Annotated in this window: 12 protein-coding genes; 9 read left to right on the forward strand and 3 right to left on the reverse strand. The window is 61.9% G+C overall.

Annotated features, from left to right (window positions below; genetic code table 11):
* Nucleotides 1–34: 34 nt before the first annotated feature.
* From arsB to Q4G22_RS11475, 3 genes are read right to left on the reverse strand one after another with little or no spacing between them, the layout of a single operon-like run.
* Nucleotides 35–1042 carry an ACR3 family arsenite efflux transporter gene (gene arsB / locus Q4G22_RS11465; protein ID WP_303386039.1) on the reverse strand — a complete coding sequence of 336 codons (1008 nt, stop codon included), beginning with the start codon at nucleotides 1040–1042 and terminating at the stop codon, nucleotides 35–37.
* Nucleotides 1039–1884, reverse strand: coding sequence for a metalloregulator ArsR/SmtB family transcription factor (locus Q4G22_RS11470; RefSeq protein WP_303386040.1), 846 nt, complete (start codon nucleotides 1882–1884; stop codon nucleotides 1039–1041). The genes arsB and Q4G22_RS11470 overlap by 4 nt, the downstream gene beginning before the upstream one ends.
* Nucleotides 1885–1933: 49 nt before the next feature.
* Nucleotides 1934–2674, reverse strand: coding sequence for an N-formylglutamate amidohydrolase (locus Q4G22_RS11475; RefSeq protein WP_303386041.1), 741 nt, complete (start codon nucleotides 2672–2674; stop codon nucleotides 1934–1936).
* A gap of 114 nt (nucleotides 2675–2788) precedes the next feature.
* On the opposite strand from Q4G22_RS11475, the gene pyk reads away from it, so the two are divergent.
* The 9 genes from pyk (at nucleotide 2789) to Q4G22_RS11520 (ending at nucleotide 12208) form a co-directional block, all read left to right on the forward strand.
* On the forward strand, nucleotides 2789–4234 hold the full coding sequence (gene pyk, locus Q4G22_RS11480; RefSeq protein ID WP_303386042.1) for a pyruvate kinase: 1446 nt from the start codon (nucleotides 2789–2791) through the stop codon (nucleotides 4232–4234).
* A 36-nt stretch (nucleotides 4235–4270) separates the two neighbouring features.
* Nucleotides 4271–4507, forward strand: a complete 237-nt coding sequence (locus tag Q4G22_RS11485; RefSeq protein WP_303386043.1) for a hypothetical protein — start codon at nucleotides 4271–4273, stop codon at nucleotides 4505–4507.
* A 106-nt stretch (nucleotides 4508–4613) separates the two neighbouring features.
* Nucleotides 4614–4814 carry a 50S ribosomal protein L35 gene (gene rpmI / locus Q4G22_RS11490; protein ID WP_303361397.1) on the forward strand — a complete coding sequence of 67 codons (201 nt, stop codon included), beginning with the start codon at nucleotides 4614–4616 and terminating at the stop codon, nucleotides 4812–4814.
* Nucleotides 4815–4827: 13 nt separating this feature from the next.
* Nucleotides 4828–5187, forward strand: a complete 360-nt coding sequence (gene rplT / locus Q4G22_RS11495) for a 50S ribosomal protein L20 (RefSeq protein WP_303386044.1) — start codon at nucleotides 4828–4830, stop codon at nucleotides 5185–5187.
* A 1559-nt stretch (nucleotides 5188–6746) separates the two neighbouring features.
* Nucleotides 6747–8105, forward strand: a complete 1359-nt coding sequence (locus Q4G22_RS11500) for a cytochrome P450 (RefSeq protein WP_303386045.1) — start codon at nucleotides 6747–6749, stop codon at nucleotides 8103–8105.
* Nucleotides 8106–8146: 41 nt separating this feature from the next.
* Entirely contained in the window at nucleotides 8147–9244 is a 1098-nt protein-coding gene (locus tag Q4G22_RS11505) for an acyltransferase (RefSeq protein ID WP_303386046.1), read from the forward strand.
* A gap of 65 nt (nucleotides 9245–9309) precedes the next feature.
* A complete protein-coding gene (locus Q4G22_RS11510; protein ID WP_303386047.1) occupies nucleotides 9310–10719 on the forward strand; it encodes a sodium:alanine symporter family protein in 1410 nt (469 codons plus the stop codon).
* A 104-nt stretch (nucleotides 10720–10823) separates the two neighbouring features.
* Nucleotides 10824–11906, forward strand: coding sequence for a phenylalanine--tRNA ligase subunit alpha (gene pheS, locus Q4G22_RS11515; protein WP_303386048.1), 1083 nt, complete (start codon nucleotides 10824–10826; stop codon nucleotides 11904–11906).
* A gap of 155 nt (nucleotides 11907–12061) precedes the next feature.
* On the forward strand, nucleotides 12062–12208 hold the full coding sequence (locus Q4G22_RS11520; protein WP_303386049.1) for a hypothetical protein: 147 nt from the start codon (nucleotides 12062–12064) through the stop codon (nucleotides 12206–12208).
* The last annotated feature ends 28 nt before the right edge of the window (nucleotides 12209–12236 follow it).

The raw sequence follows: 12236 nt of genomic DNA on the forward strand, positions 1-12236 counted from the left end.
GTGTGCATCGGGGCAAACAGCACGCCCTGACAGATCAGGCGAACCGTGCCTTGGTGCGGTTCGCAAACGCCACCAGTGACAGCATCACCGGCACTTCGACCAGAACGCCGACCACGGTGGCCAGTGCCGCGCCTGAATTCAGCCCGAACAGGCTGATCGCCACCGCCACCGCCAGTTCGAAAAAGTTCGAGGTGCCGATCAGCGCGCAAGGGGCCGCGATCTTGTGCGGCACGCGCCACGCCCATGCGGCGGCATAGGCCAGCGCAAAGATGCCATAGGACTGGATCAGGATCGGCACCGCGATCATGGCGATGACGGCGGGGCGATCCAGAATGGTGCCGCCTTGCAGGCCGAACAGGATCGTCACGGTCGCAATCAGCCCGATCATCGACCACGGCTTGATCCGGGCGGTAAAGGCGTCGATTGCCTGCGGGCTGCCAAGGGCGCGGCGGGTCGCCATCCCCGCGATCAGCGGCAGCACGATATACAGCACCGTCGCCAGAACCAGCGTTTGCCACGGCACCGAAATATCGGTCACGCCCAGCAAAAAGGCGACGATGGGCGCAAAGGCGAAAATCATGATGACATCGTTCACCGACACCTGCACCAGCGTATAGGTTTCGTCTCCGCGCGTCAGTTGTGACCAGACCAGCACCATCGCTGTGCAGGGCGCGGCGCCCAGCAGGATCAGCCCGGCGATATATTGCGCCGCGTCTGCGGGGGCGATCCATGGCGCAAACACATGGTCAAAGAACAGCACCGCCAGCAGCGCCATGGTAAAGGGCTTGATAAGCCAGTTCACCGTCAGCGTAATCAGCAGCCCGCGCGGCTGGCGGGCGACTACGGGCAGCGCCGCCGGATCGACGCCGATCATCATCGGATAGACCATCGCCCAGATCAGCAGGGCGACGACCAGATTGATGTTGGCCACCTCGGCTGCGGCGATGGCGGCGAACAGGCCGGGCATGACGACGCCAAGGGTCAGACCGGCAAGGATCGCCAGCCCGACCCAGATCGTCAGGTAACGTTCGAAACGGCTCATTCCGGGGTGTTTCCGATGTTTTCGACTTCGCTTTGCAAGGAATTGCGGCCAAGCGTTTCGACGGGCAGGGCGGCCAGCAGGCCGATGCGCGTGGCCAACAGGCGGTGCGCGCGGTTAAAGGCATGGGCGATTTCGGCCTCGGTGCCGGTTGCGGCGCCGGGATCGGGGATCGACCAATGCGCGCTGATCGGATGGCCGGGCCAGATCGGGCAGGTTTCGTTCGCGGCGCTGTCGCAGACGGTGAACACGAAATCCATCTGCGGTGCATCGGGTGCGGCGAATTCATCCCAGCTTTTGGACCGCAGCCCGGCGGTTGGATAACCCAGCCGTTCCAGCAACTGGATCGTGCACGGGTTCGGTGCCGCGGCGGGCTGCGAGCCTGCCGAAAACCCCCGAAACCGGCCCGAGGGGTCGGCATTCAGGATCGCTTCGCCGATCAACGAGCGGGCCGAATTGGCGGTGCACAGGAACAGCACATTGAAAGGACGTTCGGTCATCGCAGCCTCGCTTTGTGTGATAAGCCGGTCCAGCGACGGGCCGCACAGCCCCGGACGCCCGCCGCAACAATCGCGCAGCAAAAAGGCGGCCAGCGCGGCGATATGGTCGGGCCGGGCATGGTAACGAATACTGCGCCCCTGCCGTTCCGTCGTTACCAGCCCCGCCTGCGCCAGAACCGACAGGTTTGCGGACAGGCTGTTGGGCAGGGCATCCAGACGGGCGGCCAGTTCGCCTGCGACAAGGCCATGCGGATGGGCCGCGACCAGTTCGCGCAGCGCGGCAAGGCGCATCGGCTGGGCCAGCGCGGAAAATCCGGCGATGGCCATTTCGGGTGTCATCGACATTGATTCCATATTTCCAGAATAATGGAAATATAAACCGAGACAAGCCCCATCAGACCTCTGCCTGCACCAGAACCTGCGTCAGCACCGGGGCCAGCCGCGCCGCCCACTCGCGCTGGCCTGCCTCGTCGCGGATCAGATCGTTGCGCAATTCGATCAGAACATTCGGGCGCCCCGGTTTCAGCGCGTGGCGGTCGATGGAATCGCCGTCCAGATGCCCGGCGTAGGGTTCGTTGTCGCCGGTGATCCATCCCTGTTCCCGGCAGGCGGCAATCAGCGGCGGGCCAAGCCGTTCGTCGTCATGCGAATACAGCACCCCCACCTGCCAAGGCCGGGGCGCGCGGCCCTTCAGGCGCGGGGTGAACGAATGCACCGCGCAGATGCAGCGATCCGGGTGCCGCGCCGCCAGTGCCCCCAACGCCGCGTGATAGGGGCGATGCAGCCGTTCAAGCCGTTGCAGTTTGTCATCCGGTGTGGCGTGTTTGTTGGCGGGGATCACCGTGCCGTCATACAGCCGCATCAGCAGGGTCGGGTCGTCCTCGCCGCGATTCGGGTCGATCACCAGCCGCGAAAAATTGGAAAAGATCGCCGGGGCGTCCAGCAACCCGGCCAGATGCGCCGCCACGCCAGCCGCGCCCACGTCATAGGCGATATGGCGGGCCATATCTTCGGCTGCGATGCCCAGATCGCCGCCCCCAACCCAGCCGGGCACATGATTCGTCGCATGATCGCATGTCACCAGCCAGCGCGAGGGGCGGTCGGCCCCGGTGATCCAGAATGCTTCGTCCGTCATGATTCCGCCGTAATTGACCCGCAGGATTTAGGCCATCGAGGCGCGTAACACCAGTTGCCACCACAAGTTGAATCCGGCATAGATAGCGCAAACACGGTCAAAAGGACGGAACGGATGAGACGCCATCGCAATGTGAAAATCGTCGCCACGCTTGGCCCGGCCTCCAGCGACTATGAAACCATCCTTGCCCTGGCCGAGGCCGGGGCCGATGTGTTTCGCCTGAACATGAGCCACGGCAGCCATGACGATCACCGCGCCCGCCACGCCGCCATCCGCCGCGTCGAAGAGGAAACCGGCCGCCCCATTGCCATCCTGGCCGACCTGCAAGGCCCGAAACTGCGCGTCGGCCCCTTTGCCCACGGTCCCCATGATCTGGCCGAAGGCGACAGCTTCCGCTTTGATCTGGATGCCGTGCCCGGTGACGCCCAACGGGTGCAACTGCCTCACCCCGAGATTTTCGCCGCCCTGCAACCTGGATCGGAACTGCTGGTCAATGACGGCAAGATCCGTTTGCGCGTCGATGACTGCGGCCCGGATTTTGCCAATTGCACCGTGACGGTGGGCGGCACGATTTCCGACCGCAAGGGCGTGAACGTGCCCGATGTGGTGCTGCCGCTGGCCGCCCTGTCCGACAAGGATCGTGACGATCTGGAATTCGCCTGCGAACTGGGGGTGGACTGGCTGGCGCTGTCCTTTGTCCAGCGCCCCGAGGATGTCGAGGAGGCCAAGCAACTGGCGCGGGGCCGTGCCGCCATTCTCTCCAAGATCGAAAAACCCGCCGCGGTCAAGGCTTTCACTGAAATTCTGGCCGTATCCGATGGCATCATGGTGGCGCGCGGCGATCTGGGGGTGGAACTGCCGGTGCATTCGGTGCCGCCGATTCAGAAACGTCTGGTGCGCCATTGCCGCGCGGCGGCCAAGCCGGTGATCGTCGCCACGCAGATGCTGGAATCCATGATCGAAAGCCCGATGCCCACGCGGGCCGAGGTCAGCGACGTGGCCACCGCCATCTATGAGGGCACCGACGCCATCATGCTGTCCGCCGAAAGCGCGGCAGGCCAGTATCCGGTCGAGGCCGTCACCACGATGGACAGCGTGGCGCGCAGCGTCGAAAGCGACCCGACCTATCGCGAGATCATCGAATCCAGCCGCAAGGCCAAGCTGCACAGCATTGCCGACGGGATCGTGACCGCCGCGCGCGAGATTGCCGAAACCACCGACATCGCCGCGATCTGTGCCTTTACGCAATCCGGCGCGACCGCCCGCATCGCCGCGCGCGAACGCCCGCGTGTGCCGATCATCGCCATGTCCTCGCTGATGGGCACGCTGCGGCGGCTGTCGCTGTCCTGGGGGTGCCATTGCTTCAAGACGCCGGAACTGGTCCGTTTTAAACAGGCGGTGGTGAATGCGGCCCGCGTTGCCCGCGATCAGGGCTTTGCCGATGACGATGATCATATCGTCGTGGTGGCCGGGGTGCCCTTTAACGTGCCGGGCACGACGAACATCCTGCGCATCGCGCCTTGCGACGAACGCTTGATCTATCGGACCGACCCTGACTAAGTGGCGGTGAACGTTTCAATCTATCGCGTGACCTATATGACCGACCTTCTGCTTCTTGGCGGCATTGCCCTGTGCCTGCTGTCGGTGATCTTTGCCATCGTGCAACTGGCCCAGACCCGGCCGCCCCGTGCGGCGGCGATTTTGCTGGTGCTGGGCCTTGCCGCCATTCTGGCGGTGACGTTCCTGGATGGCCCGACCCGGATCAGCACTGATGGTATTGCCGAGGCATGGCACCGGGTGACGGGCGATGCCGCCCCGCAACCCGCGCAATAACCGCTTGCATTTACCCCCCCGCGCCTCTATACGGCGCGCTTCCACCCGCGTGGCCGGCCCCTTTTGGCATTGCCGAGCCGCGCGTTCACTCTGAAAGGAGACGAAAATGCCTAAGATGAAGACCAAAGCGGCCGCGAAAAAGCGGTTCTCGATGACGGCGACGGGCAAGGTCAAATCGGGTCAGGCCGGCAAACGCCACGGCATGATCAAACGCACGACCAAGTTCATCCGCGATGCGCGCGGCACGATGATCCTCAGCGAAGCTGATACCAAGATCGTCAAGAAATACATGCCCTACGACCGCTGAGGAGAGCTGAGATATGTCCCGCGTTAAATCCGGCAAAGTCACCCACGCCCGCCACAAAAAGGTTCTGGATCAGGCCAAGGGCTATTACGGCAACCGCTCGCGCAACTTCCGCACCGCGACCCAGGCCGTTGACAAAGCCAACCAATATGCGACCCGCGACCGTAAAAACCGCAAGCGCAACTTCCGCGCGCTGTGGATTCAGCGGATCAACGCCGCCGTTCGCGCCATCGACGCCGATCTGACCTATTCGCGCTTTATCAACCTGCTGGCGAAATCCGGCATCGAGGTTGACCGCAAGGTTCTGGCCGATCTGGCCGTTCATGAACCCGAGGCATTCGGCGCGATCGTCGAAAAAGCCCGCGCCGCCGCCTAAGCTGCGCCGCATCGGAGTGAAGGGCCGTCCCATTCGGGGCGGCTTTTTTTATGTCAAGATTGCCCCGCACAGCGTGCTGCGGGGGTATTGGGGGGACTGTCAAAGAGAGGCCCCTTCATAGATGCGGCCCTCGGCCACCCGCATTGCGGCACCGTGCAAAAGCCGGATCGACCTTCCGGAGTGCGTATATTCTTTTGCTGTCGCTTGATTGTTCCTGATCCGAGATGCCTTGCGGCATGTCGTGTGCTGATGGTTCTTGGTCCACGCAGGGGGGGCAGGCCGCGCATCCTGTGGATGCTTGAACGGATCGGGTGGAATGCGGAAAGCCGTGCCGCACGGGCTGCGGCAAAAATTAAAATCGAGACCAGCAAGAACAGGCGAAAGCCTGCGAAATTCACGTGCCGTTCCTGCTGTCGAAGATATTGTCGAAACATAAGCTACCTGACGAATCGCTTGAAGTTTCAGTTAAGCATGGTTTCGTAAAGAAAAGATTGACCGTTACCGGATGGTCAAAAAGATTCAGCAATATTTATCCCAAGGGGTCGTCCTGTCCGGTGGCGCATTGCAACGATAGATCAATATGAACCGCCGAATGTGGACGATTTAACGTAACCACAAACGACCGGCGATTTCGATCGCCACTAAATTTTCCCAGTCAACGCACGACCAGCGCAAAGCCGATGAACCGTCACTCGCCGCAGCAGATGGCGTCACCAAGCCCAATCCGCCCTGAAACGTGGCCCAGAGTGGTGGGCCATAGCACCGTCAAGAAAGGCAAAGCCCCTCACAGAATCGGGTGCCTTCGACTTGCTTCCGTCAGCCATCACAGAAATGCCCGCGCGCATGGCGGATGTCCGCTTCGGGAACGGCGATGGTCGTGGTTTCCTGTGTGCATAATCGGCCTTTTGTTGCCGCGGCCAAAAGGGTTGTTAGCCGGGATCGCGTGAAAATCTCTGTTTGAACACAGGGCGATTTTTATTGCGGAGTTCAAGTTGCGCCCGCGCATCCCTTAATTTTGGAAAGATCAGTTGGAATATTATAACTAAAAGGGCGTGCCGTTCGTTTGCCGGCTGACTCTCTCGGCTTATGCCCCGCACATGAGAATACATCACGCGCTCAGGTGGCTTTTCTGTTTATAAGCTGTTTTTCGGGCAGTTATACGCATCACCACCTGCTTTTATCACCCGGCAAACCCGTATGGATTCCACGTCATCCAGCCGACAAAGCCTGCCGCCGGGGCCGATCATGCGACCCCACCCGATCCGCCCACCCCTAATCATTTCCTGTTTACCCAAATACGCATCTTGAGGCGGGCCGTGCTGATGTGAAATGTCCGCGCAACGCGCGCAGCCTGTGCACAGGTTGTGCACGCCCTGTGCACAGGTTGTGCACGCCCTGTGCAGCCAAAAACCCAGCAAATGCTGGCTCAATTTGCCCCGCTGTTGCGCCGAAACCGCCACGCAACGCCCGCTGCCGTTGCGCATCCGCAGATGCTCACACAGCCGTTGTTGGCGGCCTGTCCGCTTTCGGTCTATGCTGGCACAGAACAGGGGGGCAGGATGGACAGCACAAGGCAAGAGCCGGTCAAGGTCCATCTGGCCACGCGCCCCCTGGGGATCATCGCCTCGGCCATGACGGCGCGGCGTAACCTGTTGGAACTTATCCCGGAACTGGCGCTGCGTCAGCCGATGGTGTCGGGCAAGCTGGGCATCCGCTGGCATATGGTGATGGACCCGGACGCGCTGGAACGGGTGCTCAAGGACCGGGTGGACGACTATCCCAAGTCCTCGGTCACGCGGATGCTGCTGGAACCTGCAATCGGCCAGTCTCTGTTCGTGGCCGAAGGTGCGCATTGGCGCTGGCAGCGCCGCGCCGCTGCCCCGGTTTTCGCCACCCGCAACGTGCAGGCTCTGGGCCCGGTGATGACGGCGGCAGCGCGGGCCAGTGCCGCGCGGATCGCGCGCGCGAACGACCAGTCCATTGATATGTTTCAGGAAACGGTCGCGGCGACCTTCGAGGTGATCTCGGATGTGACCTTTTCAGGCGATGACGTATTCGACCGCGACATCGTTCACGGCGCGATTGATGCCTATATCGCGCAAACGGCCAAAGTGTCGGTGCTGGATGTGCTGGGCCTGCCCGCCTGGGTGCCGCGTCCGGGGCGGCTGATCTCGGGGGCGTCGCTGAAACGGATGAAGTCCTTCGCCGACCGCGCCATTGCGGACCGCGCCACCCGCGGGCCGCGCCCGGTGCCTGATCTGCTGGACCTGCTGCTGGCCGGACAAGACCCGGAAACCGGCCGCCGGATGAGCCGCGACGAACTGCGTGACAACCTGCTGACCTTCATCGTCGCGGGCCATGAAACCACGGCGCTGACGCTGGCCTGGGCGCTGTATCTGTGCGCTTTTGATCCCGCGATTCAGGACCGCGCCGCAGCCGAGGCGCAGGCTGTTCTGGCGGGCCGCGACGCTGCCGAGGCGGCAGATCTGCCCGCGCTGCGCTTGCTGACGCGTATCGTCGATGAAACGCTGCGCCTGTATCCACCGGCCGCCTTTCTGTCGCGCACGGCCCGCAAGGCCGATACCCTTGGCGGGCGCGAGGTGCGGCCCGGCGATACCGTCATGCTGCCGATCTATGCGCTGCACCGGCACCGGATGTGGTGGCGCGACCCCGATGCCTTTGACCCCGACCGTTTCCTGACGCCACCCGCCAGAAACACCTTTTTACCCTTTGGGGCCGGGCCGCGTATCTGCATCGGCGCGAATTTCGCCGTGCAAGAGGCGGTCATCATCCTTGCCACGCTGCTGGCGCGGTTCCGGTTCCATCTTGCCCCTGACCACCCCTTGCCGCAGCCCCGCATGATCCTGACCCTTCGCCCGGCCCAAGGCGTATGGTTGCGCATAACGCCACGGGCGTGATATGCGCAGGCAGTCTTGTTCCTGAGTTTCAGTTTCCTGCCATGCGCCCGATTCCCGATCATCAGACCTTTCTGGAAACCCGCCATTTTGCCTCGCTTGACGGGTTGCGCTTTATCTGTATCGCGGCGGTGCTGTGGCATCATTCCGATGTGATGCGCACCGTGGACATGGCGCTGGCCAAGCGTGGCTTTACCGGGGTGGACTTTTTCTTTGTCATCAGCGGCTATCTGATTACCACGCTGCTGCTGCGGGAACGCGCGAACAAAGGGGCGGTGTCGCTGCGCGGGTTCTATTGGCGCCGGTTCCTGCGCATCGTTCCCATCTATTTTCTGGCCGTCACCGCCGTGTCCGCCTATTACATTCTGGTCAAGGGGCAGACGCAGTATCTTGAAATCCTGCCGTTTTATTACCTGTTCCTGTCCAACTATCTGACCGAGCACATCCCCACGCTGTCGATCACATGGTCGCTGTCGGTCGAGGAACAATACTATGTCGTCTGGCCCCTGCTGTTGATCCTGACACCGTGGCGGTGGGTGCCCGCGCTGCTGGTGGCGCTGATCGCGCTGAACATTGCCGGGGCGGTGGGTGCGCTGGCCCCCTTTGGCATCCACGCGTTCGAGCTTGGGCCGCTGTGGCTGCGGATCGGCACTTTTGGTTACTCGGCCATCCTGATGGGGTCGCTGGCCGCCGTTCTGCTGCACAGCACGCGTGGCTTCAACCTGATCGCGCCGCTTCTGGGGCGTCGCTGGATGCCGCTGGTGCTGTTTCCGGCGATCATTCTGCTGCTGCAATTCCTGCCGGATAATCTGGTCGGCTGGCCGAACCTGCTGCTGCACGTCACCATGACCGCCGCTCTGATCTCGATCGTCATGCGCGAGGATAACATCCTGCGCCCGGCCCTGACGCTGGCCCCTGTGGCGCGCGTTGGGCAGGTCAGCTATGGCATCTATATCTATCACCTGATCGCGCTGCATGTGGTGAATATGATCAGCCTGGGGCAGGGGATGGCGCAGTTCCTGATCTATTCTGCTTTGTCTTACCTTATCGCCGAGATCAGTTTCCGCACGCTTGAGGCATATTTTCAGCAGTTGCGACACAAACAGGTCGGGTCCGTCGGCAGAGCGCCGGAAACGGTCTGAAACGCTTGCATGGTTGCGCAAACAGGCAGACAGTCCCTCTAGGGTAGAAAAGAACGGGGGACATCATGGTCTGGATGATAGATCAACTGAATACGATCTTCTGGGGCTATATCCTGATCTATGGCTTGCTGGGCGTAGGTCTGTTTCTGACGATCCGGCTGGGTTTCTTGCAGTTCCGTCACTTTGGCGAGCTGTTTCGCTGTGTGATCGGGTCGGGATCATCCGACAAGGACGGTATTTCGCCCTTTCAGGCGCTGACCGTATCGCTGGCCAGCCGCGTCGGCACCGGCAACATCACCGGGGTTGCGGTGGCGCTGACCCAGGGCGGACCGGGGGCGATCTTCTGGATGTGGATGGTGGCGCTGGTCGGCATGGCGACGGCCTATGCCGAATCAATGCTGGCGCAGCTTTACAAGGTGCATGGTCCCGGCGGCATGTATCGCGGTGGCCCGGCCTATTACATCTCGAATGGCCTGGGGATGCCATGGCTGGGCGCGGTGTTTTCGGTCGCGCTGATTATCTGTTTCGGACTGATTTTCAACGCCGTGCAGGCCAATTCTATCGCCGAGGCCGTCACTGGCGTGACCGGCGTCAACAAGCTGTGGATCGGGTTGGGTGTCGCGGTTCTGTCTGGCATCATCATCTTTGGCGGTATTCCCAAAATCGCGCGTGTGGCTGAATTTGTGGTGCCCTTCATGGCGGGTGCCTATCTGCTGGCTGCTCTCTGGGTGCTGGTCACGAATTTCAGCGAAGTGCCCGGCGTTCTGGGCCATATCGTGAAAAACGCCTTTGGGATCGAACAGGCCGCATGGGGCACGGCCGGCGGCATCATGGCTGCGGCACTGAACGGCATCAAGCGTGGTCTGTTCTCGAACGAGGCGGGTATGGGGTCGGCCCCCAATATCGCCGCGGTTGCCACGCCGAACCCGCATCACCCCTCGAGCCAAGGTTTCGTGCAGGCGCTTGGGGTGTTCATCGACACGATACTGGTCTGCACCGCGACTGCTGTGATGATCCTGCTGTCGGGCGTGATCCCTTCGGAATCGCTGACCGGGGTGGCGCTGACGCAGGCCGCTTTGGGCGAACATTTCGGCGGTTTCGGGCATACGTTCGTTGCTGTGGCGATCTTCTTTTTCGCCTTTACCTCGATCATCGGGAACTATGCCTATGCTGAAAATGCCGTGATCTTTCTGGGCCATGGCAACCCGACGATTGTCACCGCTCTGCGTGTGGGCGTTATGGCCATGGTGGTCTGGGGTGCGATGCAGGCGGTAAAGACAGTGTTCGATTTCGCCGATGCCTCGATGGGGGTGATGGCGACGATCAACCTGATCGCCGTGGTGCTGCTGTCGGGCACCGTCGCCGCCGTCACGCGCGATTATCTGCGCCAGCGGGCCGACGGGCGCGAGCCGGAATTCCGCGTCAGCGATCATCCGGGGATCGCCCCCGGCGTGGATCGCGGCATCTGGGGCTGACCGGGGCCGCTGCGCCTTGATGCGGAACGAAATTGCGGGCGCGGCGGTCTTTTCGCCGCGCCCGCTGCATGATAACGCATCCTCCGACCGGAAAGGATGCTGACATGACCGACCTTGCCCCTCTGCGCCAGACCTGGCTGACCCGTATTGCCGACGCCACCGACCCTGCCGCGATCGAGGATGTGCGCGTCGCCGCCTTGGGCAAAAAGGGCGAAATCAGCCTGATGATGCGCGAGCTGGGCAAGATGACGCCCGAGGAACGGCAGATCGCCGGCGTGGCCCTGAACCAGTTGCGCGACGAGGTGGACACGGCCCTGCGCGCCCGCAAGGTAGCGCTTGAGGATGCGGCACTGGACGCCCGTCTGCGCGACGAATGGCTGGACGTGACCCTGCCGGGCCGCCCGCGCCCTGCCGGGACGATCCACCCGGTGTCGCAGGTGATGGAGGAAGTGACGGCGATCTTTGCCGATATGGGTTTCGCCGTGGCCGAAGGGCCGCAGGTTGAATCCGACTGGTATAACTTCGACGCGCTGAACATTGCCCCCGAACACCCCGCGCGGCAGGAACATGACACGTTTTTCATGGCGCGGGCGGCGGGGGATGATCGCCCGCCGCATGTGCTGCGCACCCATACCAGCCCGGTGCAGATCCGCGCGATGCAGGATCAGGGCGCGCCCATCCGTATCATCGCGCCGGGCCGCGTTTACCGGATGGACATGGACCAGACCCACACCCCTATGTTCCATCAGGTCGAGGGGCTGGCCATCGACCGCGACATTTCCATGGCGCAGTTGAAATGGACGCTGGAAGAATTCTGCCGCGCCTTTTTCGAGGTGGGTGAGGTTGAGTTGCGCTTCCGCGCGTCGCATTTTCCGTTTACTGAGCCTTCGGCCGAGGTGGACATTCGCTGTTCCTGGGAAGGCGGCACGCTGAAAATCGGGCAGGGGGATTCTTGGCTGGAGATTTTGGGCTCCGGCATGGTGCATCCCAAGGTTTTGCAGGCGGGCGGGATTGATCCGGCTGAATGGCAGGGGTTTGCCTTCGGCATGGGGATCGACCGGATTGCGATGTTGAAATATGGGATACCGGATTTGCGCGCGTTCTTTGAGAGTGATCTGCGGTGGCTGCGGCATTATGGATTTGCGGCGGGGGATGTGCCGTCGGTGAGCGGGGGGCTGAGTAGGTGAGTTATCGTATAGATGAAGGTATTAGCGTCACGACTGATCGGCTTGGGTTAAAGTCCGGGATATATCAAGAGGAGTCCTCCAACCCGTTCGGGCTTGAAAACATATGGCTGGATCAGGACAATCTAAGCCTTCGGTGTTCCCAGGAAGCTAGGGGCGTGACCGTTACCATCAGTATAAGTTTAGACAAATTAGAGCAGCTTTTTGGGAAAGCGATGAAAGAGTTTCCTGACCAGACTGAAGCTTTTGCATTCCGTTTGCTAGGCTTGGTCGGTAAAGAAAAGTCGATGAGAAAGCGTAAGTAAGATGCTCATCAATAGGGCCTTAATAGAG

The sequence above is a fragment of the Paracoccus sp. (in: a-proteobacteria) genome (assembly GCF_030538655.1).
GTDB lineage: Bacteria > Pseudomonadota > Alphaproteobacteria > Rhodobacterales > Rhodobacteraceae > Paracoccus.

Excerpts from the sequence above, each read along its gene's own strand:
- arsB (WP_303386039.1), bottom strand. The coding sequence starts at position 1,042 with ATGAGCCGTTTCGAACGTTACCTGACGATCTGGGTCGGGCTGGCGATC.
- Q4G22_RS11470 (WP_303386040.1), bottom strand. The coding sequence starts at position 1,884 with ATGTCGATGACACCCGAAATGGCCATCGCCGGATTTTCCGCGCTGGCC.
- Q4G22_RS11475 (WP_303386041.1), bottom strand. The coding sequence starts at position 2,674 with ATGACGGACGAAGCATTCTGGATCACCGGGGCCGACCGCCCCTCGCGC.
- pyk (WP_303386042.1), top strand. The coding sequence starts at position 2,789 with ATGAGACGCCATCGCAATGTGAAAATCGTCGCCACGCTTGGCCCGGCC.
- Q4G22_RS11485 (WP_303386043.1), top strand. The coding sequence starts at position 4,271 with ATGACCGACCTTCTGCTTCTTGGCGGCATTGCCCTGTGCCTGCTGTCG.
- rpmI (WP_303361397.1), top strand. The coding sequence starts at position 4,614 with ATGCCTAAGATGAAGACCAAAGCGGCCGCGAAAAAGCGGTTCTCGATG.
- rplT (WP_303386044.1), top strand. The coding sequence starts at position 4,828 with ATGTCCCGCGTTAAATCCGGCAAAGTCACCCACGCCCGCCACAAAAAG.
- Q4G22_RS11500 (WP_303386045.1), top strand. The coding sequence starts at position 6,747 with ATGGACAGCACAAGGCAAGAGCCGGTCAAGGTCCATCTGGCCACGCGC.
- Q4G22_RS11505 (WP_303386046.1), top strand. The coding sequence starts at position 8,147 with ATGCGCCCGATTCCCGATCATCAGACCTTTCTGGAAACCCGCCATTTT.
- Q4G22_RS11510 (WP_303386047.1), top strand. The coding sequence starts at position 9,310 with ATGGTCTGGATGATAGATCAACTGAATACGATCTTCTGGGGCTATATC.
- pheS (WP_303386048.1), top strand. The coding sequence starts at position 10,824 with ATGACCGACCTTGCCCCTCTGCGCCAGACCTGGCTGACCCGTATTGCC.